The 25,946-nt window shown below is 60.9% G+C and carries 32 protein-coding genes; 7 read left to right on the top strand and 25 right to left on the bottom strand.

Annotated features, from left to right (window positions below; translation table 11 throughout):
- Window positions 1–141: 141 nt before the first annotated feature.
- The 4 genes from infA to BLU37_RS26250 all read right to left on the bottom strand — a co-directional run bounded on the left by infA (window position 142) and on the right by BLU37_RS26250 (window position 2,475).
- Window positions 142–360 (bottom strand): translation initiation factor IF-1, encoded by a 219-nt coding sequence (gene infA / locus BLU37_RS26265; protein WP_002553999.1) that lies wholly within the window; start codon window positions 358–360, stop codon window positions 142–144.
- Between the two features lie 180 nt (window positions 361–540).
- Entirely contained in the window at window positions 541–1,248 is a 708-nt protein-coding gene (locus BLU37_RS26260; RefSeq protein ID WP_010444627.1) for an arginyltransferase, read from the bottom strand.
- 121 nt (window positions 1,249–1,369) lie between these two features.
- Entirely contained in the window at window positions 1,370–2,056 is a 687-nt protein-coding gene (aat, locus tag BLU37_RS26255) for a leucyl/phenylalanyl-tRNA--protein transferase (RefSeq protein ID WP_090210276.1), read from the bottom strand.
- A gap of 122 nt (window positions 2,057–2,178) precedes the next feature.
- The gene (locus BLU37_RS26250; RefSeq protein WP_010444629.1) at window positions 2,179–2,475 is read right to left on the bottom strand and encodes a PilZ domain-containing protein; all 297 of its coding nucleotides are present in this window, start codon (window positions 2,473–2,475) and stop codon (window positions 2,179–2,181) included.
- Window positions 2,476–2,749: 274 nt separating this feature from the next.
- Between BLU37_RS26250 and rssB the strand changes: the two genes are divergently transcribed.
- Complete coding sequence (rssB, locus tag BLU37_RS26245) at window positions 2,750–3,931, top strand: two-component system response regulator RssB (RefSeq protein ID WP_010444630.1); 1,182 nt, start codon at window positions 2,750–2,752, stop codon at window positions 3,929–3,931.
- Window positions 3,931–4,413, top strand: a complete 483-nt coding sequence (gene rssC, locus BLU37_RS26240) for an anti-sigma factor antagonist RssC (protein ID WP_010444631.1) — start codon at window positions 3,931–3,933, stop codon at window positions 4,411–4,413. The genes rssB and rssC overlap by 1 nt, the downstream gene beginning before the upstream one ends.
- A 175-nt stretch (window positions 4,414–4,588) precedes the next feature.
- On the opposite strand, the gene dusA is transcribed toward rssC, so the two are convergent.
- Together dusA and BLU37_RS26230 are read right to left on the bottom strand one after the other, a co-directional pair.
- On the bottom strand, window positions 4,589–5,590 hold the full coding sequence (dusA, locus tag BLU37_RS26235; protein ID WP_090210274.1) for a tRNA dihydrouridine(20/20a) synthase DusA: 1,002 nt from the start codon (window positions 5,588–5,590) through the stop codon (window positions 4,589–4,591).
- 135 nt (window positions 5,591–5,725) lie between these two features.
- Window positions 5,726–6,076, bottom strand: coding sequence for a DUF7693 family protein (locus BLU37_RS26230; RefSeq protein ID WP_090210272.1), 351 nt, complete (start codon window positions 6,074–6,076; stop codon window positions 5,726–5,728).
- A gap of 1,504 nt (window positions 6,077–7,580) precedes the next feature.
- Between BLU37_RS26230 and BLU37_RS26225 the strand changes: the two genes are divergently transcribed.
- Window positions 7,581–7,898, top strand: coding sequence for a DUF3077 domain-containing protein (locus tag BLU37_RS26225; protein ID WP_090210270.1), 318 nt, complete (start codon window positions 7,581–7,583; stop codon window positions 7,896–7,898).
- 153 nt (window positions 7,899–8,051) lie between these two features.
- Here the strand turns inward: BLU37_RS26225 and BLU37_RS26220 are convergent, their stop codons facing one another.
- Window positions 8,052–8,642 (bottom strand): DUF7673 family protein, encoded by a 591-nt coding sequence (locus BLU37_RS26220; RefSeq protein WP_157581046.1) that lies wholly within the window; start codon window positions 8,640–8,642, stop codon window positions 8,052–8,054.
- A 193-nt stretch (window positions 8,643–8,835) separates the two neighbouring features.
- Between BLU37_RS26220 and BLU37_RS26215 the strand changes: the two genes are divergently transcribed.
- Complete coding sequence (locus BLU37_RS26215) at window positions 8,836–10,269, top strand: aminotransferase-like domain-containing protein (RefSeq protein ID WP_010444635.1); 1,434 nt, start codon at window positions 8,836–8,838, stop codon at window positions 10,267–10,269.
- Here BLU37_RS26215 and BLU37_RS26210 read toward each other — a convergent pair.
- The 10 genes from BLU37_RS26210 to BLU37_RS26165 all read right to left on the bottom strand — a co-directional run bounded on the left by BLU37_RS26210 (window position 10,190) and on the right by BLU37_RS26165 (window position 20,509).
- Window positions 10,190–11,371 carry an aminotransferase-like domain-containing protein gene (locus BLU37_RS26210; RefSeq protein WP_090210269.1) on the bottom strand — a complete coding sequence of 394 codons (1,182 nt, stop codon included), beginning with the start codon at window positions 11,369–11,371 and terminating at the stop codon, window positions 10,190–10,192. The two genes, BLU37_RS26215 and BLU37_RS26210, sit on opposite strands and share 80 nt — an antisense overlap.
- Window positions 11,372–11,387: 16 nt before the next feature.
- Window positions 11,388–12,968, bottom strand: coding sequence for a class I tRNA ligase family protein (locus tag BLU37_RS26205; RefSeq protein WP_090210267.1), 1,581 nt, complete (start codon window positions 12,966–12,968; stop codon window positions 11,388–11,390).
- A gap of 1 nt (window position 12,969) precedes the next feature.
- Window positions 12,970–13,299: a cupin domain-containing protein gene (locus BLU37_RS26200; RefSeq protein WP_029379333.1), complete on the bottom strand. Its 330-nt coding sequence runs from the start codon at window positions 13,297–13,299 to the stop codon at window positions 12,970–12,972.
- A gap of 19 nt (window positions 13,300–13,318) precedes the next feature.
- A complete protein-coding gene (locus BLU37_RS26195) occupies window positions 13,319–14,098 on the bottom strand; it encodes a phytanoyl-CoA dioxygenase family protein (protein ID WP_029531979.1) in 780 nt (259 codons plus the stop codon).
- Between the two features lie 33 nt (window positions 14,099–14,131).
- Complete coding sequence (locus tag BLU37_RS26190; protein WP_408003632.1) at window positions 14,132–15,364, bottom strand: MFS transporter; 1,233 nt, start codon at window positions 15,362–15,364, stop codon at window positions 14,132–14,134.
- Window positions 15,365–15,366: 2 nt separating this feature from the next.
- On the bottom strand, window positions 15,367–16,683 hold the full coding sequence (locus tag BLU37_RS26185; protein WP_090210263.1) for a lysine N(6)-hydroxylase/L-ornithine N(5)-oxygenase family protein: 1,317 nt from the start codon (window positions 16,681–16,683) through the stop codon (window positions 15,367–15,369).
- A 194-nt stretch (window positions 16,684–16,877) separates the two neighbouring features.
- Window positions 16,878–17,135 (bottom strand): helix-turn-helix domain-containing protein, encoded by a 258-nt coding sequence (locus BLU37_RS26180; RefSeq protein ID WP_010444642.1) that lies wholly within the window; start codon window positions 17,133–17,135, stop codon window positions 16,878–16,880.
- A gap of 311 nt (window positions 17,136–17,446) precedes the next feature.
- Complete coding sequence (locus tag BLU37_RS26175; protein WP_090210261.1) at window positions 17,447–18,853, bottom strand: alginate export family protein; 1,407 nt, start codon at window positions 18,851–18,853, stop codon at window positions 17,447–17,449.
- 18 nt (window positions 18,854–18,871) lie between these two features.
- Window positions 18,872–19,768: a VOC family protein gene (locus BLU37_RS26170; protein ID WP_090210259.1), complete on the bottom strand. Its 897-nt coding sequence runs from the start codon at window positions 19,766–19,768 to the stop codon at window positions 18,872–18,874.
- Between the two features lie 174 nt (window positions 19,769–19,942).
- Complete coding sequence (locus BLU37_RS26165; RefSeq protein WP_010444644.1) at window positions 19,943–20,509, bottom strand: antibiotic biosynthesis monooxygenase; 567 nt, start codon at window positions 20,507–20,509, stop codon at window positions 19,943–19,945.
- A 276-nt stretch (window positions 20,510–20,785) separates the two neighbouring features.
- On the opposite strand from BLU37_RS26165, the gene BLU37_RS26160 reads away from it, so the two are divergent.
- Window positions 20,786–21,052 carry a hypothetical protein gene (locus BLU37_RS26160; RefSeq protein ID WP_019362877.1) on the top strand — a complete coding sequence of 89 codons (267 nt, stop codon included), beginning with the start codon at window positions 20,786–20,788 and terminating at the stop codon, window positions 21,050–21,052.
- A 42-nt stretch (window positions 21,053–21,094) separates the two neighbouring features.
- Here the strand turns inward: BLU37_RS26160 and nadS are convergent, their stop codons facing one another.
- From nadS to BLU37_RS26130, 6 genes are all read right to left on the bottom strand, one after another.
- Complete coding sequence (gene nadS, locus BLU37_RS26155; RefSeq protein ID WP_029531983.1) at window positions 21,095–21,382, bottom strand: NadS family protein; 288 nt, start codon at window positions 21,380–21,382, stop codon at window positions 21,095–21,097.
- A complete protein-coding gene (locus tag BLU37_RS26150) occupies window positions 21,379–21,699 on the bottom strand; it encodes a type II toxin-antitoxin system RelE/ParE family toxin (protein WP_029531984.1) in 321 nt (106 codons plus the stop codon). The genes nadS and BLU37_RS26150 overlap by 4 nt, the downstream gene beginning before the upstream one ends.
- Window positions 21,700–21,874: 175 nt before the next feature.
- A complete protein-coding gene (locus BLU37_RS26145; protein WP_019362876.1) occupies window positions 21,875–22,348 on the bottom strand; it encodes a periplasmic heavy metal sensor in 474 nt (157 codons plus the stop codon).
- The gene (locus tag BLU37_RS26140; RefSeq protein ID WP_010444648.1) at window positions 22,345–22,776 is read right to left on the bottom strand and encodes a hypothetical protein; all 432 of its coding nucleotides are present in this window, start codon (window positions 22,774–22,776) and stop codon (window positions 22,345–22,347) included. The genes BLU37_RS26145 and BLU37_RS26140 overlap by 4 nt, the downstream gene beginning before the upstream one ends.
- A complete protein-coding gene (locus BLU37_RS26135) occupies window positions 22,773–23,354 on the bottom strand; it encodes an RNA polymerase sigma factor (RefSeq protein ID WP_010444649.1) in 582 nt (193 codons plus the stop codon). Before BLU37_RS26135 ends, BLU37_RS26140 begins: the two co-directional genes overlap by 4 nt.
- Before the next feature lie 72 nt (window positions 23,355–23,426).
- On the bottom strand, window positions 23,427–23,747 hold the full coding sequence (locus BLU37_RS26130) for a YXWGXW repeat-containing protein (protein WP_010444650.1): 321 nt from the start codon (window positions 23,745–23,747) through the stop codon (window positions 23,427–23,429).
- 272 nt (window positions 23,748–24,019) lie between these two features.
- On the opposite strand from BLU37_RS26130, the gene BLU37_RS29295 reads away from it, so the two are divergent.
- On the top strand, window positions 24,020–24,163 hold the full coding sequence (locus BLU37_RS29295; protein WP_172833067.1) for a hypothetical protein: 144 nt from the start codon (window positions 24,020–24,022) through the stop codon (window positions 24,161–24,163).
- A 45-nt stretch (window positions 24,164–24,208) separates the two neighbouring features.
- Here BLU37_RS29295 and BLU37_RS26125 read toward each other — a convergent pair whose 3' ends face one another.
- Window positions 24,209–24,406: a BrnA antitoxin family protein gene (locus BLU37_RS26125; protein WP_090210257.1), complete on the bottom strand. Its 198-nt coding sequence runs from the start codon at window positions 24,404–24,406 to the stop codon at window positions 24,209–24,211.
- 3 nt (window positions 24,407–24,409) lie between these two features.
- Entirely contained in the window at window positions 24,410–24,691 is a 282-nt protein-coding gene (locus BLU37_RS26120; protein WP_172833066.1) for a BrnT family toxin, read from the bottom strand.
- A gap of 363 nt (window positions 24,692–25,054) precedes the next feature.
- On the opposite strand from BLU37_RS26120, the gene BLU37_RS26115 reads away from it, so the two are divergent.
- Window positions 25,055–25,927 (top strand): undecaprenyl-diphosphate phosphatase, encoded by an 873-nt coding sequence (locus tag BLU37_RS26115; protein WP_010444653.1) that lies wholly within the window; start codon window positions 25,055–25,057, stop codon window positions 25,925–25,927.
- The last annotated feature ends 19 nt before the right edge of the window (window positions 25,928–25,946 follow it).

Here is a 25,946-nt window from a genome sequence, read left to right as displayed (position 1 = left end):
CAGTTTATCGCCGTGCACGCCATCGCATGACGCATATCCCCGTAGGAGCGCGGCTTGCCCGCGAAGGGGTTATCAAGACAATTCCCGAAAAGCGCACAAACAAAAACGCCCGGCAGTGCCGGGCGTCTTGTATCGACCTGATTAGCGAGCGCGGTAGGTGATGCGCCCTTTGCTCAAGTCGTAGGGCGTCAGTTCGACGCGCACTTTGTCACCGGTAAGAATACGAATGTAGTTCTTGCGCATCTTGCCGGAGATATGCGCGGTTACGACGTGCCCATTTTCCAATTCCACGCGAAACATGGTGTTTGGCAGGGTGTCGACGACAGTGCCTTCCATTTCGAAGCTGTCTTCTTTCGACATGCAGTAAAGCCCTCGGTGTCCAGTGAATGGCCCGGTGCAACTGCGCCAGGCAAAAGCGGCGTGCATTGTGCCCGAAAAAGCACCTTCACGCCAAGTGGTTAGTGCCTTTGGACGAAAATAACTGTCTGATTCCAGCGTGCTTTGCCGCTGCAATGGAGGTGTTTCAGGCTGGGGAAATGCTCAGTTGAGAGTGACCCAGCGCTGATTGATCAGCAGTTCGATCGGTCGATACTGGGTCTTGTAGTTCATCTTCTTGCAGTTCTTGATCCAGTACCCCAGGTAGAGCGCATCCAGGCCCAGGCGCAGGCTTTCGCTGATCTGCCAGAGAATGGCGTGACGCCCCAGGCTGCGACGTTCTTCTTGCGGCTCGTAGAAAGTGTACACCGCTGACAGGCCGTTTGGCAGCAGGTCCGTAACCGCCACGGCCAGCAGGCGGCCCTGCAGGCGAAACTCGTAGAAGCGCGAGAAGGGCAGGTCACGTACCAGGAAAGTCGAGAACTGGTCCCGGCTGGGCGGGTACATGTCGCCATCGGCATGACGCTGCTCGATGTAGCGCTGGTACAGGTCGAAATATTCCTCGCTGAATTGGGGTTTGGCGGCGCTGACCTCCAGGTCCATGTTGCGCTTGAGAATACGTTTTTGCTGGCGATTGGGCATGAATTGCGCCGCCGGGATGCGCGCGGGCACGCAGGCATTGCAGTTCTGGCAATGGGGCCGGTAGAGATGGTCGCCGCTACGACGAAAACCCATCTCCGACAGGTCTGCGTAGACATGCACGTCCATGGGCTGGCTAGGGTCGAGGAACAACGTGGTGGCCTGTTCCTCGGGCAGATAGCTGCAAGAGTGGGGTTGAGTGGCATAAAACTTCAAACGCGCCAGCTCGGTCATGATCAACCCTCGGGATAAACTTTGAATTGCTTGGGATCAAGTGTAAGCCAGCCTGGGAAAAGACGCCTGGGCGCTGTACGAAGGTTACTTGATCATCGTGTGATTTTCCGGCTTGCCGCTGCTACAGCGGCTTCTGCCACGCCGCATTGCTGGGCTGGTCCAGGTGCTCGTGCAGGTAACGGGCAAATTCGCTGCGAGGAATCGACCGGGCACCCAGGCTGTGCAAGTGCTCGGTGGGCATCTGGCAGTCGATCAGCACGAAGCCTGCGTTCTTCAGGTGGCGGACCAGCGTCGCAAAACCGACTTTCGAGGCATTGTCGGCGCGGCTGAACATCGATTCGCCAAAGAACAACTGACCCATCGCCAGGCCATAGAGGCCGCCGACCAGTTGCTCCTGGTCCCAGACTTCGACCGAATGGGCAAAACCGCGCTCATGCAGTTGCAGATAGGCGTTCTGCATCGCCTCGGTGATCCAGGTGCCGTCGGCATAGGCACGTGGCGCCGCGCAGGCACGGATCACGGCGGCAAAATCGCGATCGAAGGTGACCTGATAGCGCTGCTGGCGCAGCAGCTTGGCCAAGCTGCGGGAAACGTGCAGTTCATCGGGAAACAGCACGGTGCGTGGGTCCGGCGACCACCAGAGGATTGGCTGGCCTTCGGAAAACCATGGGAAACAGCCGTGGCGGTAAGCCTGGACCAAACGCTCGGCGCTGAGGTCGCCGCCGGCGGCCAGCAGGCCATTGGGTTCGCGCATGGCCTTGGCCAGGGGTGGAAAGCTCAGGTTGTCGCGTTGTAACCAGGTCAGCATGGCATTCTTGGCTTGAAGGGAAGAGGGAGGGGCAGTGTATAGGCATTGCCTGCTGGCGAGAGCCGTCCTGGCCGTTTGGCCATCAGGCATGGGGCAGTGAAACCCGTTCCTGCAAGCAAGCCTCAGCTCATCTTGAGGATATGCAGCCCCAGGCGTTGTCCGCCATCCTGATCGCGTACCCAGACCACCTCGGTCTCGGCCTCCAGCCCTTTCAATGACGGATGGTCGGAATCGATGCGTACCAGCAACTGGTCGCCCGCCTCAAAGGCGCGAGGCGCGGCGACCTGCATGCCGCTGCTGGACAGGTCCAGGCACACCGCCGAAATCTCCAGCCCGGCATGGATCAGAGTCACGTCGGCATCGACACGCATCCGGATGTAATCACGCTTTTCGGTGTAGTCACGATCGGTTTGGCTCATGGACTCTGTCCTTCGATTCCGTTGTGGTTTTCACGCTTCTTATAACTCCCGGCGATTTGAGGTGTAAAGACCTCAAGCGACCATCGGCATGAGCTTGAAACGCCCGGCGGATGGGAGTACCGTCTGCGCCTTAGAAGGGCACCTCTGATACCGATGCACCGGACCTGATCGTTTGGCTGCGAAAACCAGAGAGGCTAGAAAGCGAATCCAGTAGTACGAGCAGGGCCCAGGCCCAGCTGTCTACGCCAACCTAATTCTGGCGCCGTTTGCCCACATGCAGAAAACCAGTGCCACGCTGCTGATAATAGATGACGACGAAGTAGTGCGCGCAAGCCTTGCAGCCTATTTGGAAGACAGCGGATTCAGCATCCTGCAAGCCAGCAACGGCCAGCAGGGACTTCAGGTATTCGAGCAAGCACAGCCTGACTTGGTGATTTGCGACCTGCGCATGCCTCAAATGGGCGGCCTGGAGTTGATCCGCCAGGTCTCCGAGCTGTCTTCGCAGACGCCGGTGATCGTGGTTTCGGGCGCCGGAGTCATGAACGATGCCGTCGAGGCCCTGCGCCTGGGCGCGGCGGATTACCTGATCAAGCCCCTCGAAGACCTCGCCGTGCTGGAGCACTCCGTGCGCCGGGCCCTGGATCGAGCGCGTCTGCTGCAGGAAAACCAGCGCTACCGCGACAAGCTCGAAGCGGCCAATCGCGAGCTGGAAGCCAGCCTTCATCTGTTGCAGGAAGACCAGAACGCCGGGCGCCAGGTGCAGATGAACATGCTGCCGGTCAGTCCGTGGCGCATCGATGACTTCCATTTCGCCCACCAGATCATTCCCTCGCTCTACCTGTCCGGTGACTTCGTTGACTATTTCCGGGTCGACGAGCGGCGGGTGGCGTTTTATCTGGCGGATGTTTCCGGCCATGGCGCTTCGTCGGCCTTTGTCACCGTCCTGCTGAAATTCATGACCACGCGTCTGCTTTTCGAATCCAAGCGCAATGGCACCCTGCCGGAGTTCAAGCCGTCGCAGGTGCTCGGTCATATCAACCGTGGGTTGATCAACTGCAAGCTGGGCAAGCACGTGACCATGGTGGGTGGTGTGATCGACGAAGACACCGGGCTGTTGACCTACAGCATTGGCGGTCATCTGCCGTTGCCGGTGCTGTATACCCCGGACAGCGTGCGTTACCTGGAAGGGCGTGGTCTGCCGGTGGGCCTGTTCAACGAGGCCACCTACGAAGACCATATTCTGGAGCTGCCGCCGACATTCAGTCTTACACTTATGTCCGATGGCATTCTGGATCTTTTGCAACAAGATACACTCAAAGAGAAAGAGGCTGCCTTACCTGAACGGGTGAAAGCAGCCGGGGGCAGCCTGGATGGCTTGCGCCAGGTTTTTGGATTGGCCACGCTAGGGGAGATGCCGGATGATATCGCCCTGTTAGTGTTGAGCAGGAACCTTTGATGAGTACCGGTAGAATCCAATTCGCCGAGCAGGATGGCACCTTCGTTCTGAAGTTCGTGGGTGAAGTGCGCCTGACCCTCTGTTCAGCGTTGGATGCCACGATCGAGAAGATCTTCACGGCGCTGAACTTCACGGCGATCGTGATCGACCTGACCGAAACCCGCAGTATCGACAGCACCACGCTGGGCTTGCTGGCCAAGCTCTCGATCCTGTCGCGGCAGAAAGTCGGCCTGTTGCCGACGGTGGTGACCGTCCACGACGACATCACCCGCCTGCTGCAGTCCATGGGCTTCGACCAGGTGTTCAACATCGTCAATCGCCCGATTCCGTGCCCGGAATGCCTGACCGACCTGCCATCGCAGGACCAGTCGGAAGAAGTGGTGCGGGTCAAGGTGCTGGAAGCGCACAAGATCCTCATGGGCTTGAACGAGTCCAACCGCGAAGCGTTTCACGACCTGGTGAACGCGCTGGAACGCAGTTGAACCACTGACGCCCCGAGGCGTACAAAAAAGGGCGACACCTTGCCGGGTGCCGCCCTTTTTGCGCTGGCGCTCTCAGCGCTCAGTCATGGTTTCCTGCGCAACGGGGATCTCTGGTGGAAGCGGGCTGGCTGGCGATGAACGATAACACCGCCCCAGCTGACTCCAGACCCAACAATCACCGCCCCTCCAGCAACTCCCCGGCCTGATCCAGCAGCGCCAGCGGGTCCTGCGCCTTGTGAATATCCACCGACAGCAACTGCCGGAACCGCCGCGCTCCCGGAAACCCGGTACCCAGCCCCAGCACATGGCGGGTCACATGATGCATCGCTCCGCCACTGGCAATATGCTCGGCCACATAAGGCCGTAGGAGCGTCAGCGCCTCGGCCCGGGAAAGCACCGGGGCCGTGCTGCCGAACAACTGCTGGTCGACTTGCGCCAGCAGATACGGGTTGTGGTAAGCCTCGCGCCCCAGCATCACCCCGTCGAAGGTCTGCAGGTGCTCCTGGCATTGTTCCAGCGTCTTGATCCCGCCGTTGAGGACGATCTCCAGTTCCGGGAAGTCCTGCTTCAAGCGCGCCGCCACGTCATAACGCAGCGGTGGAATCTCGCGGTTCTCCTTGGGCGACAAGCCCTCCAGAATCGCGATCCGCGCATGCACGGTAAAGCTGCCGCAACCGGCCTCACGCACCTGGCCGACGAAGTCACAGAGTGCTTCGTAGCTGTCCCGGCCATTGATGCCGATGCGGTGCTTGACCGTCACCGGAATCGACACCGCATCGCGCATCGCCTTCACACAGTCGGCGACCACTTGCGGATGGCCCATGAGGCAGGCGCCGATCATGTTGTTCTGCACCCGATCGCTGGGGCAGCCGACATTGAGGTTCACCTCGTCATACCCGGCGTCCTCGGCCAGACGCGCGCAAGCCGCCAGGTCGGCCGGCACGCTGCCGCCCAATTGCAACGCCAGCGGATGCTCGGAGGCGTTGTAGCGCAGGAACCGCTCACGGTCACCATGGAGAATGGCACCGGTGGTGACCATCTCGGTGTAAAGCAGGGTGTGCTTGGAGAGCAGGCGCAGGAAGTACCGACAATGGCGATCGGTCCAGTCCATCATGGGCGCAACGCTGAAGCGGCGAGAGGGCTCGGAGCGGGGAGGGGTAACGTCGTTCAAGGGCATGGAAAATCGGTCGCTATGGGCGCAGCCGGCGCGAATGGAGCAGGGCGCGGGCTTGATGGGCGTGGGGCTGAATGGGGGGAGTTTACCAGAATGTGGGGTGGCTCAGACGATGGGGGCAAGAGAGCATGATTGCGATCAAAGCGCTCTCAGCAGTCCTTCCAACACCTTGTGCTCCCAAGTGCTGAGCAGGGCGATTGGATCAGTCCCGTATCGATCTCCAGGGGCGAGCTGCCAGACCCTCCCATTCGGGCTTTCAGCCTGCTCGCAGTAGTCGAGCTTATCGCCATCGTTGCAAACCGTGATTCGCCATCCCTCGACGTCGACCGCAAAGTGGCCGGCGTAGGCCCCGTTCCTGGTTTGTCTGTCGGCTTTCACCATCGTACGTCGTCCAAGAACGACATCGCGCAGCAGCTGGCAGACCTCTCGTGTGGTGAGCGTGCCAGCGGATACCCCATCGTGATTGCCAGTGATGATGGAAGAGTTCATTACAGGTCATCTCCTGCGCACACTTTCAGAGCGCGGCGTAGCATGTCTTTGGAATATGGGAAAAGGCTTACTTTTACACCTGCCGTATTGATAAAAAATAAATCCGTCCCAGTTTTTCCAGAGATTTTTTCATAGTTTCCTTGGAAAATATATGTTTTGACTGAGGCAGCTTACATTGACGAAGGTCACGGTTATGAGTTGACTAGATAGTTATTAATTCTTATCATGGGTCTCAACTATTACTTTTGGTAAAATTGCAATGAAAAAAATATTAGCGGGGCTGGTTTTCGGCTTTTGTATTGCGTTAAATTGTTTTGGAGCCACTTGGCCGGCAGTATCGCCGGTTGGATATTGGAAACTGTCAACATTCCAAGTGCCAAGCGGTTTGCCTGCCACCACTCAAATGGTCTGCTTTAATGCCGATAATACTTGGACGTCTTCATCGCAATTACAGTGGACAGGTGGTTGGTTTGGCGATGTAAATAATTTTCAGTGGTATGGTAGCGTCCCAATTACGCAAGGAGGCAACACATTCAACGTAGCAACGGCGGGAATGGGACAAGTTGTTAATCCTACGACTATGTCGGGTAACTATGCGGAGTGGTCTTCTCCGGGTTCTCTGCCTCTGTCTTGGGATAGGCATTTCACATATTTGATGGTTTACCAGGGCGCGACCTGCGCGAACCAGTAAGGCTGGAATCCGTCGAATGCTGTGTGATATCCCCCGGCAATGATATTTAAGTTTTGATCCTGTATTATTGGAGTTGAATATCACACATGCTTTGGCGAGAGCTTTTCGCGAGATGTTGAGGAGACTGAATATTTTTCCTGGTCGAGTTTGATCCAAGAAATTCCGTCGCTAAAAATTGAGTTGCACCAAAAATAGAATTGCTCGCCGGAGGGTCAGCTCTCAATGGAGCTTGCGATGTATAAAACATTGAAGGCGATGGCACAGGAGCGACGTCAACGTAATACTCCATTTTTAAAATCCTTTTCTGATTTTTGGGGCCGTTGATAAGAGTTCTCTAGCTTTCTCGGTGAGTCAGTGGTTCGAAAATGGTACGGACTCTAGGATTATCGTCTGTGAGAATTACTGCGCAAGGGTTTCAGGAAAAATAGGTCCAACCCATCATCGGCGCAACACTGAGGCGGCGGGACGGCTCGGAGCGGATGGGCTTAACGTCGTTCAAGGGCATGAAAAATCGGTCGCTGTGGGCGTAGCCGGCTAGATGATTCTCAGATTTATTTTCACAATCTGTTGTACTGACGAAAATAAATGCATTCCTCTTTTTGCCATGTTGTCTCGAAACGTCTTGCCTCAAATGTCACCTTGAGCGCCCCCGTCACTTCTCTATGCTTGAACTGCCGCTGCCAATTCAGCGGTCGGACCTGAGAATCCGTGGAAACAATAGGCGTACATAGGAGCTACGCGCATGTTGGTTTTCACTGAGTTACGTTTTCCGCGTCCAAACCCCGACACCCTTGCCATTGCAGGAGGTGCTCAATGAACAATCCCCCTTCGAACAAAACGAACAAAACCGTGGGCGCCGTCACTTTCGCGACGTGCGGTTCTCAAGGCCGTGAATTGTTCCGAGTCAATCCCGGTGTCCCCATTCAGGAAGCGCTGGAGCATGCCTCCTTGCTGCTTCATTGCGCCAAGACGCTTTCCCTGGAGGCTGCAATGGACGCAGATGGCTCCCGTTATGCCTGGGCATCTCACTACTTGAGCGAGATGGGCAAGGCGGTGATCGATGATCTGACACAGGCCATGTTGTGTGAGGCGGTGGTCTCGACGGCAGCTGGAGGTTGCGTTCGACGATAGCTGTGGAACGGCATTCGCTGGAGTGGAGCAGGGCGTCGGCATGCGCGGTGTGTTGGGGTCCAATGGTCAGAATAAAACTGCCCAGTTACCCAGGGGACTGCGTCGCATCGGTGCCAGTCAGCGCTGGCACCTTGCGGCTGTGGGCTCTGGGCATCAGCCCCTCACGCATGGCCCACTCCGTGAAGTCGAACGCAGCCGCCGTTCGCCCATCAAGGTGCGCAGTTCGATCCACAGCGTCATGGGGATCGGGTGGCAGTCCTGCTCCCATTCCTTGTAGAGGGCGGTCGGCACCCGAATCAGTTCGGCGCAGGCCTGTGGGGTCAGGTCGTGACGGCGGCGGAAGGCTTTCAGTTCAGGTCCGGCCGGGGGCTTGGGGGCCATGCCGAGTACTTCGGGAAACCAGGTCGCCAGCAAGGAGCGGGCACGCGCGTCAAAGCCGAGCTGCGAGGCACCCACGCCGCGCTGTTGCAGTTGCACCATCAGTTGAAACACCTGGGACATGTCGGCGCCCACGCGTGGGGAGACTTTCCAGCCCACCAGCGACAGGTCGATGCCGCCGACCTCGCCAGGGTAGAACCAGCCCAGCAGAAATACCGCACAGCGCGAGGCTTCGAGGGTCAGGCCGTGCGCCACCGTAAATAGACGATCCAGTGCTTCCAGTTGCTCCCCCCAATGTCTGCCGGCCTCGATCGTGGCCAGGTTCACCGGTGTTCTGCTCAACTGTTCTGCGCTCACTTCAAGCATGGAAACCTCTGCGATATCTGGCATTTCACGCGGAACACTCCCTGTTTCCTGTTCAGGTGCAAGCGCTTGGGACGCTGTGACGTAGCCCACTATCGAGGTTGTTTCCTGACACAACAAGTAACAGTTCTCTGCCTTTTATGCTTAACTGTTCTCCTGATAAACCCGAACAGTGGATGTTTCAGTGAAAGACTTCATGGTAAGCAAGGACGATGACCTTTCCCTGACGCAGCAACTGGTCAATGGCCTCTGTCAGTGGATCGAGGTGCAGCGGATTCGTCCCGGCACGCGCTTGCCGTCGATCCGGCAGTTGGCCCGGGAGAAACAGGTCAGTCATTCGCGGGTCATCGAAGCCTATGATCGACTGGTGTCGATGGGGATTCTGGAGTCCCGCCAGGGCAAGGGGTTTTTCCTGGCCGAACAGGTCGCCGCAGAGGTGGGCAGTCAGCCAGATGCGCAGGAGATCAACGATGCGCAGTGGCAGCCGTTGACCCAGTTCTGCAAGACTCGGCTGAACCTGTGCTGTGGCTGGGTGCCCGAGGACTGGCGGGAGACGCAGGCCATCGGCTTTGCCATTCGCCAGGTGACCCGCACCGATCCCGACAGCCTGTTCAGCTATGGTACGCCGCTGGGTTCGCCGCTCCTGCGCCAGCAGATTCACAAGCGCCTCGAGCGAATGGATGTCCGGGTCGATCATCAGCAGATCCTGACCACCCAGGGGGTGAGCCATGCCATGGACCTGCTGGTCAGGAGCCTGTTGAAGCCGGGCGATTGCGTCGTGGTCGAGTCCCCGGGCTACCCCAATCTGTTCAATCTGCTGCAGGCCAGTGGCATCCGCATGCTGAGCGTACCCAGGGAGCAGGACGGACCTGATATCCGTAAGCTGGAAGTCTTGCTGCAAGACCATCGGCCGCAATGCCTTTTCATCAACAGCATGTACCACAATCCCACTGGCACCTCGCTGCGCCCGGCGATCGCGCACCGGCTGTTGCAGTTGGCCGAGATCCACGATTTTCAGATCGTCGAGGACGACACCTACGCCGACTTGTACAACGGCTCCGGAACACGCCTGGCCAGTCTGGATTCGCAGAACCGGGTCATCTACGTCGCCAGCTTTTCCAAGACCTTGAGCGGATCGTTACGGGTCGGCTACCTGGTCTCCAGCGCCGAAAGGGTACGTGGTCTGGCCCAGCTCAAGTCGGTGACGAGCATGGGCACTTCGCGGTTCGTCGAGAGCGTGGTTGCCACGCTGCTCGGCAACGGTGCCTATCGCAAGCTGGTGCAACGCTTGCGTGATCGCCTGGACAAGGCCATGGCCCAGACCCTCAAGCGCCTGGAAGACTATGGCTGGGAAACCTTCGCCGAACCGGTCGGTGGCATGTTCGTCTGGGCGCGTTGCGCGCCGTTCGATTTTGCCCAGCTCAATGCCGTTGCCGCGGCCTGTGACGTCATGCTGTCCAGTGGCGATGCCTATTACCTGGACGGCCAGCGTAGTGACTGGATACGCATCAATGTCGCCTACGCTGGCGATCCGCGTGCAACGGAGTTTTTCAAGCGTCTGGCTGCCGCACGCGCTCGGCATCGGGGCGATGTACCCGGGGAATCAGCGAGCGATAGGCTTCTTCGATGATCTGCAGGCCATGCCGGATCTGCGCAGGCGACAGGTAACTGAAGCACAGGCGCACGTAGCGTCGCGACTGCGGGCCATTGTGGAGGCCGTTGGACAGGCGCACGTTGCCCAGCTCCCGGGCCTTGTCGATGAGCGCCGCCGGCTCGACCCCGTCGGCGATCCTGACCCAGAACGAGAAACCGCCGGTCGGCAGCAGGTAATCCTGCGCGCAGAATGTGCAGGACTTGAGCAGATCGGCCATCAGGTCGCGTTTGGTCCGGTAGTGTTCGCGCAGGTCGTCGATGTGCGAATCGAAAGCCTCGTTGCGCAGCAGGCTGAGCACCAGGTTGCTGACCAGGGGGCTGACACCGCCGTCGAGCTTGAGTTGTGCCAGGCCCTGGATGAGCCGGGGCTCGGCGATCACCCAGCCGAGCCGCAAGCCGGCGCCGGCAATCTTCGAGCTGCTGTGCACGTTGATCACGCCTTGGCCGGCCGGCAGGACGTTCGGACGCTGGGCCTGGTACGGCAGTTCCGAGTAGACCAGGTCCTGGATCAGCGGTACCCCGTGACGGCTCAGCAACTGTGCCACGGCCTGCATGCGCTCGATGGAAAAACAGCATCCGGTCGGGTTATGGAAGACCGGCGAGGTGTAGTAGAGCGCTACCTTGCCGGTGGTGCTCGTCAACGTGTGGGCCAACTGATCGAGATCGACCCCGTCGCGATCCATCCCCAGTTGAATGATCTGTGCGCCCGCCACGGAAAAGATCCGCAGCGCGCCGAGGTAGCTGGGGTCTTCGGTCAGGACGATGTCGCCCGGATCGATCAGCAGGTCCGCCAGCAACGTCAACGCCTGCGAGGCCCCGGCGGTCACCTGGATATTCTCCAGCGCCACCTTGTGGCGCTGGGCAAGGGCCTGGCGCAGCTCGGGCAGGCCCTGGGAGTCGGTGTACTGGAGCAAGTCGCCGATGCCGATGCCCGTCTCCGGCAATGATGAACTCGCCAGGGGGAGGCCGGCAAAGGTCACCGGATCGGGCATCCCGATGGCCAGGTTGAGGGTCTGTTTGGTCGATGAGTAATCGAAGGCACCAAAGCCGCTGGCGCGCTGACTGCGTAACGAGTACATGGGCTTCTCCTCGGTCTCAGGCGATGGCGGCGGCGCGGAAACGTTGCTTGTACGCGCGAATGTAGGCATCGGGCAGATGCGCATCGATCATCGGGAAGGAGGCCTGCGGTAACGGCCACGCGGGCACTGACAGCGGCTGGCTGGCCGCTGCCCAATCCGCGCCGAAGTACAGCGCGGCATAGCGCTGGGTCCACTGCGGGATGAAGGGCGCTAGCATGCCCAGCAAGGCCGACACCTGGGTCGCTTGCCACTGTGATGCGGTGTCGGTGATGTCGGCGTTGTCGAGGAAGTCCTCGATCGCCTGCAGGGCATCCCAGAACGCCAGTCCGTCCATTGCGTGTGTGTAGCGTTCGACCTGCTCGGCCAGTCGCGCCGGCAAGGGTTCGTTGACGACCTGCCGTGCCTGTCGGGCATGAGCGCGCAGCCTTGCCTCCCAGTCATGCAACTGCTGCGCGGCGGCCATCAGGCCTTCGAGTTCGAACTCGTTGTCCTGGTTGCCGAAGGGTTTGGCGATGCTCGCCAGGTACAGCCGCAAGACGTTCTGGTCGACGACCTTGGCCACTTCATCGGCCCAGATGACGTGATCGCGGCTGGTGGAGAACTTCGAGCCTTCGAGTGTCGAGAAGTCCTGGATACTCTGGTTGAACGGCGCGGCGAAGCCCCTGCCCAGCAGGCTCGCGGTGACGCCCACGGTGTAGTAGAAACGGTTGTCCTGGCCCATGAAGAACACCACCCGGCTGTCCGGGCTGGCGAGCACCTGCTGGTAGTCGCTCGCCTCGCGGGCACACAGCCGGCGGATGCCGGTGTCGAAGCACCACAGGCCCTCGAACCAGGTCAGCAGGGTTTGCCCGGCGACGTCCTCGGGGTCGTCCAGAACGACGCCCCGGTCGAAGTGCCGGGACATCGGCAGCGAGCGCAGCGACTCGCGCAGCCAGCTCAACTCCAGGTGTTTGATGGGCTCGGGCCACTGGCTGTCGACGATTGCCTGCTGCAGGGTCGGCGCAAGCTTTTCGATATCCAGGTGGGCCTGACGGATCGGCCTCAGGCTCAGCGGCCCCGAGCAGGGCGCATGCCGCGGTTGTTTCAGGCGGGCATGGGGGACGGCCAGCCCGCAGTTTTCGCACAGGTTGCTGTCGGTCGGTGCCGAGCAGTCCGGGCAGAGCCCGCTGGCCAGCGAGTCGGCGGCGAATTCGGCGCAGGTTTCGCAATACAGCTGCACGCCGTCCTTGACGGTGATGAAACCGTTGTCCTTGAGCGTCTGGTAGATGGCCAGGCTGTTCTCGACATGATCAGCGCTGGTGGTGCGCACGAACTCATCCGGTTCGATGCCGAGGGCGCCCAGGCAGGCGAGGATTTCCCGATTGTGCATCTGGGCCACGTCATCGACCGGGCGTTGCAGCTTTTGCGCCTTGACCAGTGTGTAGGTGCCATGTTCGTCGGAGCCGGTGACGTAGAAAGCACGATGCCCGGCCAGGCGCTGGAACCTTGCGTAGATATCGGCCAGCAGGTAAACGCCGGCGATGTGCCCCAGGTGCAATTTGCCATTGGGGCAGGGCGGCGCAGGACAGATGAAGTAGGTTTTTTGTGTGTCAGTCATGTTAGTCCCACCAAACTGCCAGGAATTTCAGCGGCTGTTGTGAATGTGTGTTGTGAATGGCGTGTGGGCTATGCGGCTGCATGTAGAACAGCATCGAGCCGGTCACCGGCATTTGCCGTTCCTGCTCCTGGAAAATGCCTTCGCCCTCCATCAATACCCACACTTCATGTTCGTGATGCGAGTGCAGATCGACCGCCCCACCGGGTTCGACTTCGACAATCGACATGCCGAACTTCGGGCTCAGGCTGGCGGGCAGATGATCCAGCAAGCGGCAAACCAGCACGCCGTACTCCGGGCGCATCATCTGCGGCTCAATAGGCTTTACATGCATGTCGATCTCACCCAGTCGCTCAGTCGCGGTAGAAGATGCCGTTGGACGGCTTGAGGTTTTCCAGGTCGGCCACCCGGCCTTCCGGCGGGTTGTAGGCGCGTTTCATGGCGTTGTACTCATCGCGGGTCGGGCCCCCCGTCGAGGCGCGTTGATAGACCAGGTACAAGGTGCGGCGCGAGCGGTCGCTCTTGTTCGGCAAGGAGTAATGCGGGGCGTAGTCGTCGAAGATGAAGATGTCGCCGGCGCGCCACGGCACTTCCGTCCAGCTGAACTGCTCGGCGACTTCCGGTAGGATCACGCCGCCCTCGTCCATGGGGAACACGCCCTTTTTGTGCTGGCCGGGACTGAAGAACAGACCGCCGTTGCTGGCGTCCGCGTCGTCGATGGCCACGGCGACCACCGCATGGACCATCCGCTCCTTGAGCTTGTGCGGGATGTGGTAGATGTCCTGGTGGGGGCGGAAACCACCGCTGTCCGGGTACTTGAAGATCAGCAGTTCCTTCAGGCGACGGGTCTTTTCGTCGAGCAGGTATTCGACCGTGCGGGTGATGCGCTCGTCCTGCAGCAGCACCTCTTGCAGGCCTGGGTGAAATTCGATGAAGTTCTCGACCTTGGAGGTGATCTTCTCGCCCTGGTCGGTCTTTTCGAACCACATCATCCAGCGATCGTCGCTGATGTTCCAGCGCCCGATTTCCTGGGTGAACTCGGACAGTCGCGCCAGATCTTCCGGTGGGAAAAAGCCTTCCAGCCGGATGTAGCCTTCGTCGTGCCACTGGGTTTTCTGAGCTTCAGACAACATCAACGCTACTCCTTTACGGGTGATTAACCAGTTTCAAACCGTCAGCATCTTGCTGCTGCGGGTACTCGCCATCAGTGCCAGGTTGGTCAGTGCGGCGACGAGCAGACACGCCAACACCCAATCGACGCCCCAGCGACTCATGATCGCGCCGCCAATCGAGGGAAAACCGAACAGGCCAATGAAGTAGCCCAGAGTGAAGACTTGCGAAGTGACCGCAGGCGAAAGGCCGTTCGCTTCCGCCTGATTGACCGCCAGACTGTTGAGCGTGGAGTAGCTCAGGCCATAGCCGATGGCGAAAATCACCGTCGCCGAGAGGTAGACCAGCGTGCTGTCATCGTTGAGCAGAAACATCCCCAGCGACAGGCTGGTGAACAGGAACAGGCCGATTGCCAGGCGTTGCAGCGGCAGGCGGCCGATCGAGCGGGCCACCGAGAACCGCAGCAGCACGCTGGTGAGGGTAAAGGTGACGAAAAAGTTGTCGGCTTTCAGTTGGCGCATCTGTGCATAGCTGGCCTGGTAGGTGGACAGGCCCGAGAAGATGCAGGCGCCCAGCACGATCATCGCGATCGGCAAGGCGGCCCGGCTGCCGAGCAGTGCCTTGAGATCGACGAGCCGCAGCGACACTTGCCGGATAGCGGACGTGGGCAGGTGGGTCATGGCGCGCCGTGCGAGCATCACGCACAGGGCCGATACCAGGCAGGCCGCGCCCAGCAGTGCGTAGAACAAGCCGTAGCTGGCGCTTGCCTTGACGACCAGGTGTCCCAGCGGCGTGGTCAGGCCCAGTCCTGCCATCTGCGCCCCGGACATGATCGTGAAGTACTGCAGGCGGGCAGCGGGGCGCAGGTGGTGGATGATCTGCAGCGGCGCGAGGATGTAGAACACCGACCAGCCCACCCCCAGCAACAGCCCTCCCGGATACGCCGCGCCCGGCACCTGCGCCACGCAGGCGAAGGCGAACATGGCCAGGGCCATGGCGAGGCAGGCGACGGTGATGCTGCCCATGACCCCGATGCGTTGTGCTGTCCAGCCGGCCAGACAACAGCACAGGATGGTGCTGATCATCCCGGTGGAGATCACGCGACCGACCGTGGCGTTATCGAACCCTATCACCTGCAGGTACTCCGGCAACAGGAAGCTTGAGCCGTAGGCGCCGGCGATGATGACGCCCGCGATCAGGAACGGCAGAAACGCGGAGGGCGGCAGCCGGTCAGGCAGTGGCTCGGGTGTGTCGGGCATGGCGCGGTGCTCCGGCGGTGTGGGCGGCAAAGTCAGAACTGCACGAGGCTGAGGGCGTGCCGGGGTTCCATCTGTCGGGCCGGCGTGTCGGTCAGCGCGTCGATATGGCTGAACATCGGTGTGTCCGGCTCGGCCTGAAAGTATTCGTAGCCGAGCAGGTCGTTGAGGATGCGGCTGTTGCGGTAGGCGACCATCGACAGGTTCACCGACTGCAGTCCGTGCTGGACGATGCTGCGGTTCTGCAGATACACCGGGCCCGGCATGGGCGTGGCGAACTGCACGCGGTAGCTGCCGTCGATCAGCGGTTGCCCGCCGTCGCGCTGCGCGTTGGCGAGCAGGGTATCGACATAGGGTTGGGGGCAGGGCTGAAAACCGGTGGCGAGAATCACCCGGTCGACCACGACGGTGCGCTGGCGTCCGCTGCTCAACGATCTGAGCCGTGCGCGCCAGCGCCGACCCTCCGGTTCGAGCCCATCGAGCACGGCCGATTGCAGGATATCGATGGCCTGGCGCTGCTCGTGGCCGACATGGCGCTCATACAGTTGTTCATAGAGCCGGTTGCACAGGTCCGCCGAGATGCCGTCGCTGGTCAGCCGCTCCTGCTGCACCGCGTGACTGCGCTGGGCCATGGGCAGGGTCTGGAAGCGCTGGTTGTAGGCGGGGCAGAAGGCCTCGTTGACGAACGCATTGTCATCCATGGCGAACAGGTTCGAGCGCGAAGTGACCCAGGTGAGCGCCCCCATCGATGGGTTGCCCAGCAGTTGCTCGACGGCTTCGGCGCCGCTTTGGCCGCCGCCGACCACCAGCACCTGCTCGCCGGGCTGGATGGCTTCGCGGTGGAGAAAGTCCGCCACGTGGTAGATGGCGTTGCCCAGCCAGGGCCGCGCGCACTCGGGAACCCGGGGGGTGATTCCGACACCGATGACGACTGCTCTGGCCTGGTAGCTCTGCTCGGCGGTGATGATCGTGTAGCCCTCGGCGGACTCGACCACATCCAGCACTTCCTGGGCGAAGCGCAGGTTGGAGAGTTGCCGCGCCACCCAGCCGTAATAGTCGGCGAACTCCTTGCGCGAGGTCGACGCGCCGCCCTTGTTGATGAAGCTGTACAGGCGGCGATGCTCGGCGAGGTAATTCAGAAAGGAATAGCGGCTGGTCGGAGAGGCCAGGGTGACGCAATCCTTGAGCGGGGAAACCTGCAACTGACCATTGGATAACAGCATTCCGGGGTGCCAGGCGAACGTGTCCCGCTTGTCCAGGAACAGCGTTTGCAGGCCGGTGGGTTCTGCCAATGCCGCAAGACTGAGGTTGAATGGACCGATGCCAATACCGATGAGGTCGTATGTTTTCATTAATTGCCCGCCGCCCTGCGAATCAATGGTGAGTGCGTCTGGCCGTCTTGTCCTGACGGGCTGCCGATCGGCATGACGCACCTATACGCTGCGGTTGACCCAGGAGGATTGGCCAACTGCAATGTAGGATATATCCGACATTTTGGCGTTGCAAGCCTCGGGCCGCACATTTCACGGCAGGGGGCGGGGCGGGGTTAGAGCAGTTCGGCCAGCGGGTAGCCCACCGCGTTCGCCAGGCGGTCCATCATGTCGATGGTGACGTTGTGCTTGCCTTGCTCGATGTCCGAGAGCGTGGTGCGCTGTACGCCGCTGCGGCTCATCACGTCCGCCTGGGTCAAACCGGCGGCTTGGCGGGCCTGCTTGAATTTCTGGGCGAACCGCAGGCGGGCAGGGGAAGCACCTTCGACCGAACGGCGTGGGGATTCATCGGTGAGGGGAGTTTCGCAGGGCATGGTGGGGTCCGGGTACGCGACCGCGTGGCTGGCGCCGGCGAATACGCAGGTTGACGGTATCGGTTGGAGATAAGTATACGGGGCATTGATCCGGACGGTATCGGTTGCAGGTCGGTGATCGCCAGGCAGCCTATACCTGTCAGCCTGGGAGCCCCTGGGATAGAGTCTGGAGTGTTGCCTACCGCGCTCATGAAGCGAAAAAGCAGGGTTGAAATGACTCTCTCGGAGCGCCAACCCCTCGTCATGTTCGAGTCCTGCTGACAGCAGGCCAATAGCCGGACTCTGCTGAGCCCGGCTGCTGCCCTCGCGACCTACCACATGAACTTCAGCTCAACCCCCAGATAATTGCTGTCATCCCCGCCCGCATCGCGCAGGGCCTGGCCGACTTCGTAATGGACCGCCTCGATGGCTCCCGACAGGTTGCGGTTGAACGCATAATCCATCCGTAGCTGATCGTAGTAACCGGTCCAGCGACCGCCATGCCCGGCCGTGCCGGCCACCGGCAGGTTCGGCTGGGTGTAGACGGCATCCTCGGTGGTCTGGCGCCAGAGCAGGCCGACCGCCGTCTGGATCGACAGGTCGGTGACCGGCTTGAAGGTGATCGACGGTTTGACGTGAATCAGGTTGCTGTAGCCGGTATAGCCCGCCAGCGAAAAATAGTAGCCGTTCGGGAACAGCGGGTTGAAGGTGTTCAGCGTGCCGTCGCCAGGATGCCGGTCACCCGAAGCAGCATCGAGTTGCAGGCCCAGGCGCGGTTTCCACGGCGTCGTTTGCCACGTGTAGCCCAGCCGACTGCCGCCACCCCAGGCACGAATGTCCTTGGCGCCGACCGAGCCGCTCTGGACCATGGCTTCCACATCCCAGTCGTAAGGGCCTGACGCACCACCGAGGCGTACATCGAAGAGGTTGCGATGCTCGTCGCCCTGGGCGTCGAGGAAGCGTGCATCACGTTCCTCATAAAGACCGTAGTAGGCGGACAGCTCGTTCTTGCCGTCGAGCAGCCGTTCGACCCGGAGCATGTGGAACGCCACGTCCGAGTTGGACTTGTCGTCAAAATGCTGTTCGTCCAGGTATTGCACCGGATGGCTGGCCAGGCCGATGAAGCGCCAGTTCTCGGTTTCCCAATCGCCCCACACGGCATCGAACGACTGGCGCACGTTCGGGCCGTCGCGCGAGGAGATGAAGCGCTGCAGGTCGAAGGCAAAATCCTGGCGGCCGACCCGGGCCTTGAAGGTGTGGTCGGCGGTCTGGTCGACGTACTCGGCGAACGCCAGGCGCAGGTCGAGGTGGTTCTGGTCGGCGCCGCCAATGCTGTCCTTGCCGAAGGCGCGGGCGTCTTCCAGTTGGGTGAAGACGCGCCAGTGCTCGTTCAGGTGCAAGTCGGCATGCGCCTGCAGGCGCTGGATCAACCAGGAGTCGCGCGAGCGCCCACCGATGCCGAAGCCGTTGGCATCGTTGAGTTCGAAACGTTCACGCAAGGTCGCCCCGAACGACAGGTAGCTGGCCGGATCGTCTGCAGACAAGGGGATGTACTTGAGGTCATCGAGCGGGGCGGTTTTCAGGGCCGGGTTCTGCAACACTGACCAGTCTTCCTGCCAGCGGTTGGTTTTCAGTACCGGACGTTCGGCGGGTTCGGCGGCATGGCCGCTGGAAACTCCCAGCGGCCACAGCACGGCCAGAGCCCAGGCATAGACGCTATGCGAAGGGCGTCGGCTCATGGTGCACCTCTCTTCAAGTCACTTTGCCGCAACGGGCTGGTGGATCTCGGCGACGTAGCCGCCAGGAAATTCGACGATGGCCGACTGCCGACCCGGCTCGGCCTTGGGCTCGACGACCAGGCGTGCGCCCGAGCTTTCGGCCTTGGCCACCGTGGCTGCCAGGTCGCTGACCTCGTAGCCGGTGGTTTCCCGACCGTACGGGTAAGGCAGGTGGCCGTCGGTGACGAACACGACCATCTTGCCGAAGTCGGACTCCAGCTTGACCCGGCGGATGGGCTTGCCCGGCTCGCCGACCACGGCGCCGTCCAGGCGTTTTTCATCGGCGATCACCTTGCCGTGGGAGAAGCCGACGAAGCCTTTGATGAAGGCATCGGCGCGCTGCTCGGAGAGGTACACGCGGTTCTCCGGAACGGTCTGGAAGGCCGCGTAGTCCGGGGTCTTGGTGTGCCAGTAGAGCTGCATGTTCACACCACCCGGCCATTGCACCACGGCATCGCGACCGATCGGATCGGGGAAGTCATGGACGATCACGTCGGCACCATTTTTCTTCGCTTCGGCCAGGGCCTTGTCGAGGTCCTTGACCAGGTAGCCGTTACGCTCGGCGCCGAACGGATACGGTACCGGCGTGGTGAAGCCGAACAGCGACACGGTGCCGACCGGCGTCTGCAGCAACTGCGAGGTGGTGCTGCTCGGCACCGGCAGCACGTTGACCACGACCTGCGCGGTGCTCTTGCCGCCGAAGGTGGCGAGGAAGCTCTTGACGAAGGCATCCACTTCGCCCGGGGCAACATAGACGTGGCTGGTGTCGTATTGCGGTGCGACGGCAACGCTGGAGGACGTGGCGGCGTGTGCCGGCAGCGAGGCGGTGAGTCCCAGGGCCAGGGCCAGGGAGATGGGTTTGAGTGACTGTTTCATTGAATACCCTTTCATTGGAAGTGAGAAGTGAGAGCGCCCACTGCGGATATCGGGCGCCATGGCGTTCCGGATGGCTTGAGAGTCAGGGCTATCGGGTTGCGGTAGTTCGGCGGCGGGGTAGAGCATGGAGAGCTCCATCCGTCGATAGGGCACAGTTGCACATGGGGTGTTCTTTCAGTCGGCCGCGAGCCAGCCGGCCAGCCAGCGGGTGACCTTGGGCATGATCAGGTAGGTGACGAGACCGACGATGCAGGCCGTGATGATGAGGTTGCTCGGGATGATGCCACCCAGCGCTGGGTGCGCCTGGAACAGCGGGCTCCAGAGCTGTGGAATGACCATCGACAGGGGCGCGATCACTACGTAGCTGAGCAGCGCCTGTTTCCACTTGGGCGGCTGTCTGGAGTCGGTGTGATTGGGGGTGAACCAGAACTCCGCCTGGCTGTCGATCTGCGGGTGATCTTCCTCTTGCAGCATCGGTGCGACTTCGGCGATCAAGCGTTCGCGCAACGGTGAGTTGATCCAGGTTTGCAGGTGCACGGCGTCGCTGAAGCGGACGATGGTGGTGAAGGTGTTGTCGGCTTCGCCCGGGCGAATCACATTGACCCCCAGGTGGCCCTCCTGCGACATGGCCGCGCGTACCGAAGTCTTGAGCCAGGCCTCGTACTCGGCCAGATAGGCCATGCGTACACGGTGGCGGACCACGAGTGTCACGATGTCATTGGGAGCGGTCGGGGTTGGCATCACGGGATCTCGCAGAGAAAAAGAACATGAGCCCGAGGATAGAGAGTGAGCCTTCGGCGAGATTGGACTGATGTGCTGTTTTCCCGATTCTCCGTATCAGACGTCTGAAGGCTGATTTCAGCCGTATCGGTCTCTTTCCAGGATGATTCGTTCACATTCTTCAAGGCGCAGGCTGAACGCCTGGATGAAGTGCGCGAAAATGAGGCAATAATCCCGATCCGCACTACATTGATTTCAGACAAACGAATAGTTGAGCACCACCGGCAGGAGCCACCCATGACGATGATCGACTCGGAACTCTTGGCACCTTACCTGGCAGCCAGGGACAACGCCCGTGCGGCCTGGCGGTTGACGGTGGCCTCTTTGAGCAAGAAGCCCCCGCAAACGCTGGAGGAGGGCTTCAAGGCGGTCAAGATCGCCGAGCGCGCCTATTTCCGTTGCTGTGAGGATCTGTGCGACGTGTTGCGCAGTGAGATCGACCGGGCAGAAGAGATGGCTGGCCGGGAGGCCTCACACAATGACGAGGTCCAGAGCAACCTGTAGCGGGCAGGCCCATTCGGCTGTTTTCTCAAGTGCAGTGGCTGGTTACATCGCCAGTGCGCCCAGCACGTGCACTGGATCGTTGTGAATGGCACGCAGCAGAGCCTTGGCCGGCCCCGTCGGTTCACGGCGACCTTGCTCCCAGTTGCGTAGTGTCGCCAGTTGGACGTCGATCATGGCGGCGAACTTGGCCTGTGTCAGTCCCGTGGACTTGCGGATTTCCTTGACTTGCAGGGCGTCAACCTTGAACTCCCGGGAAGGCTGGCGTTCGCCCCGTACGATTTCGTCCATTTGTTGCACGCTTTCCATCAGCTCATCAAAAAACTTGCTCATGGTTTCCTCCAGTGTTCGATGATCGCTTTCAATGCTTTGCGCTCATCGGTAGTCAGGTCTTGCTGTTCGTTTTTGGGGTAGATCATCAGCAGGGCGATTTGAGAGGCTGAGACGAAGTGGAAGTAGATCACTCTGGCTCCGCCTCTTTTGCCGTGTCCATTGGCTGCGATACGGATTTTTCGAATCCCGCCAGTGCCTTCGATTACCACACCGGCCGATGGATTGAGCACCAGTGACTTCTGAAAGCTCGTATAGGTGTCATCATCCACCAGCTCTTTCACGCGCCGGGTAAAAACCGGAGTCTCAATAAAGATCATTATAAATGTACGCCATTGGCTTACTATCAGGCAATGCTAATTCAGCTTTAAATGGCGTTCATTCTTGGAAATGTAACTTTGTCTTGGGTGCGGGGAGGGCGCCTGAAAAACAGGTAGTTCGTTAGAGAATCAGAGTGTATCAAGCTGATTCATAGGCGCCTGATCCGTCGCGATCTCACTCTTTCCTGGCGATTTTCGCCTTGCCCTGCCCATGCTGGTACAAGGCCTTGCCCAGTTTCTGGCGCTCCTCCTGCGGCAAGCCGCCGGCGAAGTCCGCCAGGGTGTTGTCGACCAGTACCCGTAGCGAATTGTCCGCTTCCCGGGCTCGGCCCAGGTCGGCCAGCAGGGCATTGCGATCCAGGGTTGGCGCTTCCAGTTGGTGGATCACGTCCAGACGGGCTTCACGGCCGGCCATCACCAGCGGCTGGCTGTTCGCCTGGTTCTGCCTGAGCAACTGGCGTAGTTGCTTGCGCCGAGGCTCAGGCAACTGCATCAGCGCCAGGCGCAGGCCGTGCTGGTTGACCATGGCCTCGGCTGGCCGGTTATTGACCAGCCAGTGATAGAGGCCGCCGCCGACGCCGCCGATCAGGAACACATTGAGCAGCAACGACACGACCAGCAGCGGTTTCAGGTACTTGGGGGGAGTCATTGCTCGGCGTCCTCGGCGTTGACGGTAAAGACGATGTCGGCATCGCCGTGGTCGAAGACGCTGGGCAGCACTTCGGCGGAATGCAGCGGCAGGCTCAGGGAGGCCACCAGAATGCCGGCAGCGATCCCGGCCACACCCACGCCGACAAAGCCGGCTGGGGACAGCCAGCCGGCATAACGCTGCCAGAACGAGGGCGTGCGCACCGGTCCGGCGGCCAGGCGAATCTGTCGGACCAGCGCCAGGTCCGGTGCCGGCAACTGATAGCCATCCAGCAGGCTGTCGAGGGCGCGGGCATGGTCCAGGGCGGCGAGGGCCGCGCCGTCGCCATGCTTGAGCCGTAGTTCGGCGCCGGCCCGCTCGGTGGCCGGCCAGCGTCGCAGGTCCGCGCCATAAATCTCGGCCAGTTGGGCAAATCGTTCGGGCGTCATGGTTTTTCCCTCCCTAGTCCGGCCTCGCCGAGCGTTTCGGCAAGGTAGCTGCGCAGATTGCGCCGGGCCCGCGACAGCAGACTCTCCAGTGCTTCGACGCTGATGTTCATCAATGCCGCGGCTTCGATGTTCGACAGTTCCTGGTAGTACTGCAGCACGATGGCCTCGCGCTGCCGTTCGGGCAATGCTGCCAAGGCTGCGGCGATCTGTTTGCTGCGGACCGTCGCCTCCAGTTGTTCGTCGGGCGCCGGCGTGCTGTCGGGCACCTCGACCGGCTCCTCGTCATCGGCCAGCGGGCGCTCCCTGCGCCGACGCAGCCGATCATGACAGAGGTTCAAGGCGACCCGGTGCAGCCAGGTGTCGAAACGTGCCTCGCCGCTGCGCCAGTTCGCCGCCTGCTTCCAGATACGCAGGAAGCTCTCCTGCGCCACATCCCTGGCCTCTTCGGCGTCGCCAAGAATCCGTGCGGCGAGCGCCAACAGACGCGGCAGCTTGCGCGACACCATCTCGTTGACGGCCGCCGGTTCGTTGTTGCCGATGCGAACCAGCAATTCAACGTCCGGATCAGTTTCTTTCAATATGGCAAATCCCGCTCCGGTGGTTCAGCCTCGGATGTCCCGGCGGCGGGGCACGCCGCCGGGCACCTGTACTCAGCGTATCCAGTGGCCTTCGATCCAGACCCAGTTCGGCCCGCGCGGTGCCCAGTGGCCCGGTTCCCAGCGGGCATTGCGCATCACCCGTTGCCAATGGCCCGGCTCCCAGACGTAACCACGACCGTCCCAACGCCAGTGACCGCGGTCCCAGGCATAACCGGGGCGTTCGACAGGGATGGTTTCGACGCGCATGGGTGGCGGCGCCTCGCGGATGATGATTTCGGGTTGGGCGAAGGTCGGGGTACTGGTCAGGGCTGCGAATGCCAGTGGAATGAGCAGGGCAAGGCGAAATTTGGCCAGAGGTCGTGCAGGTCTCATGACAACTCCTTCATGCGGCGGACGAAAATGAACGCTGCTGATGGGTTGAACGTAGGGCGTTGAAAAATCCGTCGCAGAAAATTCGATTCTTTTTGCGAGGCCCTTCAGCGCTGTCGCCATGAAGTATTACGCAGGCGTCACGAGGTGTTGATGAAATCCTGCGACGGATTCTGTCAGGTGGTTGCGTTTAACCGGTAACCGTTGGCCATCGGCAGGCACCCAGGTGTCGGCCCTTGACCAGCCTTAACCACCGCACCATGAGGAACCCCACCATGTCTCGTCGTCTCTCGCTGCTTGTTGCCGCTGTCCTGCTGTTGAGCCTCAGTGGCTGTGTGATTCTGCCGGGGCACAGGGATCATTGCTGCTGGCGCTACTACGGCGCTGTCGCCAGTTCGACGCAGGATGCAACTGCCTGATCGGTCATCCCGGCCCCTGATGACAGGACGGTGCCGGGGTGAGCGTCATTGTGTCGCTTGCGCGATCAGGGCCAGACGCAACAGGTCGTTGATGAGCGTCTGGCTGCCGGTTCCGTGGCGTTGCGCGCGGACCTGCGCGGCCTCGATGATCTCGGGGTCGAGCAGCAGGGTGATGCGCATTTTGCCCTCGTTGCTGGCCACGGCGCCGCGCTTTGCCCTGGCGAAATCGTAGTGTGCTTTCATCGATCAATTCTCCAGATACTGGCGAGCTTCATGGCTGGAGGCGATGCGTGCGCCAGTGACTTGCACAACGCCTGGCCCGGCATGGGTGTAGGCAGCCACCAGCAGGCGTCGGGTCGCATCCAGCCCCATGATGATCCAGGGTTGTTGGTCATGATCGTGGTCGTGGAGCCTGAGCGCGCCTTCATCGTAGAACACCGCCTCGGCGTCGGCGAGACTGATCCCCGCGTGTTGCTGCAGGTTTGCGACGTTGCTGGTTTCATCGTATTGAATTCGGAAGGTATTCATCATGCGTATCCCGTTGCTGGATTAAGAGGTATCGATACCGCTTGGGGAATGAAGCAGCTTCGTAGGGCTCAATCCTGATCATCGGCGCATGAGGCGCAGAGGATCGATACCGGGTGTTTCGCGAAGGCCGAATATTGCAGCGACATACTCCGGCCCGGCGGCAGCGCTGACGGGGGGAGCGATGGTCAGAAATAGAACCGTTGTCATAAATGGAATTATTTTACTGCTTGCATTTTTGCTTTTGTTTTAACTGGAAATTCGGCAAAAACCGGCCCATCATTCGCCGCGCTGTCTGCGCGCCAGGGGACTGCGGCGCGACGGCTCGAAGACCGTGAACCACTCGCCATTTTTCAGGAACTCATTTTGTCTAACGTCTGCTCCAGCGGCCTCGATATTGGCTTCGCTTCCTTGAACTACCTCCAGATCGGCATTCTCGGGATCATCCAGGGCATCACCGAATTGCTGCCGATTTCCTCCACGGCCCACATGCGCGTCGTGCCGGCCGTGCTCGGCTGGCAGGACCCGGGCTCGGCATTTTCGGCGGCCATGCAGTTGGCGGCGCTGGCGGCGGTGGTCAGTTATTTCTGGCGCGATGTGCGTGATGTGGTCGGCGGCAGTATCGATGCGGTGCGCCAGCGCGACTTCGACAGCCGGTGGTTCAAACTGGCGGTGGCAATCATCCTGGCGACCATCCCGATCGGTATTGCCGGCCTGGCCTTGTCCTCGACACTCAACAGCTGCGATTCGCCCCTGCGCGGTCTGACCGTGATTGGCGTGTCCTGCCTGGTGATGGCAGTGCTGCTGGCGGTGTCGGAGTTCACCTGTCGGCATCAACGGGTGGTCGGTGAAATGCGTCTGCGCGATGCGTTGATCGTCGGTATTGCCCAGATCGGCGCGCTGATTCCCGGTGTCTCGCGCTCCGGCTCGACGCTGACGGCGGCGCTGTTCCTCAACTTCAAGCGTGAAGAGGCGGCGCGTTTCTCGTTCCTGCTCGGTTTGCCGGCGATTGCCCTGGCGGGGCTGAAGGAACTGTGGGTGCTGCACCACGCGCAGATTCCGGCTGAGGCCTGGAGCCATCTGCTGTTCGGTATCGCGGTAGCCAGCGTTTCGGCCTTCGCCGCGATCTGGGGCCTGATGCGCTTCCTCGAGCGTTTCTCCACCTGGCCGTTCGTGATCTACCGCGCCGCGCTCGGGATTTTCCTGATCGTCGCCGTGCAGCGCGGTTTCCTCTCCTGAGGCCGCGCCCGGGGCGCAG

The sequence above is a fragment of the Pseudomonas asplenii genome, assembly GCF_900105475.1.
Classification (GTDB): domain Bacteria; phylum Pseudomonadota; class Gammaproteobacteria; order Pseudomonadales; family Pseudomonadaceae; genus Aquipseudomonas; species Aquipseudomonas asplenii.
The sequence above is the reverse complement of the archived record's forward strand: the minus strand, read 5'-3'. Positions and strand labels throughout refer to the sequence as shown.

Bases quoted from the DNA above. Each gene is read 5' to 3' on its own strand.
- infA (WP_002553999.1), bottom strand. From the start codon at position 360: ATGTCGAAAGAAGACAGCTTCGAAATGGAAGGCACTGTCGTCGACACC.
- BLU37_RS26260 (WP_010444627.1), bottom strand. From the start codon at position 1,248: ATGACCGAGCTGGCGCGTTTGAAGTTTTATGCCACTCAACCCCACTCT.
- aat (WP_090210276.1), bottom strand. From the start codon at position 2,056: ATGCTGACCTGGTTACAACGCGACAACCTGAGCTTTCCACCCCTGGCC.
- BLU37_RS26250 (WP_010444629.1), bottom strand. From the start codon at position 2,475: ATGAGCCAAACCGATCGTGACTACACCGAAAAGCGTGATTACATCCGG.
- rssB (WP_010444630.1), top strand. From the start codon at position 2,750: ATGCAGAAAACCAGTGCCACGCTGCTGATAATAGATGACGACGAAGTA.
- rssC (WP_010444631.1), top strand. From the start codon at position 3,931: ATGAGTACCGGTAGAATCCAATTCGCCGAGCAGGATGGCACCTTCGTT.
- dusA (WP_090210274.1), bottom strand. From the start codon at position 5,590: ATGCCCTTGAACGACGTTACCCCTCCCCGCTCCGAGCCCTCTCGCCGC.
- BLU37_RS26230 (WP_090210272.1), bottom strand. From the start codon at position 6,076: ATGAACTCTTCCATCATCACTGGCAATCACGATGGGGTATCCGCTGGC.
- BLU37_RS26225 (WP_090210270.1), top strand. From the start codon at position 7,581: ATGAACAATCCCCCTTCGAACAAAACGAACAAAACCGTGGGCGCCGTC.
- BLU37_RS26220 (WP_157581046.1), bottom strand. From the start codon at position 8,642: ATGCTTGAAGTGAGCGCAGAACAGTTGAGCAGAACACCGGTGAACCTG.
- BLU37_RS26215 (WP_010444635.1), top strand. From the start codon at position 8,836: ATGGTAAGCAAGGACGATGACCTTTCCCTGACGCAGCAACTGGTCAAT.
- BLU37_RS26210 (WP_090210269.1), bottom strand. From the start codon at position 11,371: ATGTACTCGTTACGCAGTCAGCGCGCCAGCGGCTTTGGTGCCTTCGAT.
- BLU37_RS26205 (WP_090210267.1), bottom strand. From the start codon at position 12,968: ATGACTGACACACAAAAAACCTACTTCATCTGTCCTGCGCCGCCCTGC.
- BLU37_RS26200 (WP_029379333.1), bottom strand. From the start codon at position 13,299: ATGCATGTAAAGCCTATTGAGCCGCAGATGATGCGCCCGGAGTACGGC.
- BLU37_RS26195 (WP_029531979.1), bottom strand. From the start codon at position 14,098: ATGTTGTCTGAAGCTCAGAAAACCCAGTGGCACGACGAAGGCTACATC.
- BLU37_RS26185 (WP_090210263.1), bottom strand. From the start codon at position 16,683: ATGAAAACATACGACCTCATCGGTATTGGCATCGGTCCATTCAACCTC.
- BLU37_RS26180 (WP_010444642.1), bottom strand. From the start codon at position 17,135: ATGCCCTGCGAAACTCCCCTCACCGATGAATCCCCACGCCGTTCGGTC.
- BLU37_RS26175 (WP_090210261.1), bottom strand. From the start codon at position 18,853: ATGAGCCGACGCCCTTCGCATAGCGTCTATGCCTGGGCTCTGGCCGTG.
- BLU37_RS26170 (WP_090210259.1), bottom strand. From the start codon at position 19,768: ATGAAACAGTCACTCAAACCCATCTCCCTGGCCCTGGCCCTGGGACTC.
- BLU37_RS26165 (WP_010444644.1), bottom strand. From the start codon at position 20,509: ATGCCAACCCCGACCGCTCCCAATGACATCGTGACACTCGTGGTCCGC.
- BLU37_RS26160 (WP_019362877.1), top strand. From the start codon at position 20,786: ATGACGATGATCGACTCGGAACTCTTGGCACCTTACCTGGCAGCCAGG.
- nadS (WP_029531983.1), bottom strand. From the start codon at position 21,382: ATGAGCAAGTTTTTTGATGAGCTGATGGAAAGCGTGCAACAAATGGAC.
- BLU37_RS26150 (WP_029531984.1), bottom strand. From the start codon at position 21,699: ATGATCTTTATTGAGACTCCGGTTTTTACCCGGCGCGTGAAAGAGCTG.
- BLU37_RS26145 (WP_019362876.1), bottom strand. From the start codon at position 22,348: ATGACTCCCCCCAAGTACCTGAAACCGCTGCTGGTCGTGTCGTTGCTG.
- BLU37_RS26140 (WP_010444648.1), bottom strand. From the start codon at position 22,776: ATGACGCCCGAACGATTTGCCCAACTGGCCGAGATTTATGGCGCGGAC.
- BLU37_RS26130 (WP_010444650.1), bottom strand. From the start codon at position 23,747: ATGAGACCTGCACGACCTCTGGCCAAATTTCGCCTTGCCCTGCTCATT.
- BLU37_RS29295 (WP_172833067.1), top strand. From the start codon at position 24,020: ATGTCTCGTCGTCTCTCGCTGCTTGTTGCCGCTGTCCTGCTGTTGAGC.
- BLU37_RS26125 (WP_090210257.1), bottom strand. From the start codon at position 24,406: ATGAAAGCACACTACGATTTCGCCAGGGCAAAGCGCGGCGCCGTGGCC.
- BLU37_RS26120 (WP_172833066.1), bottom strand. From the start codon at position 24,691: ATGAATACCTTCCGAATTCAATACGATGAAACCAGCAACGTCGCAAAC.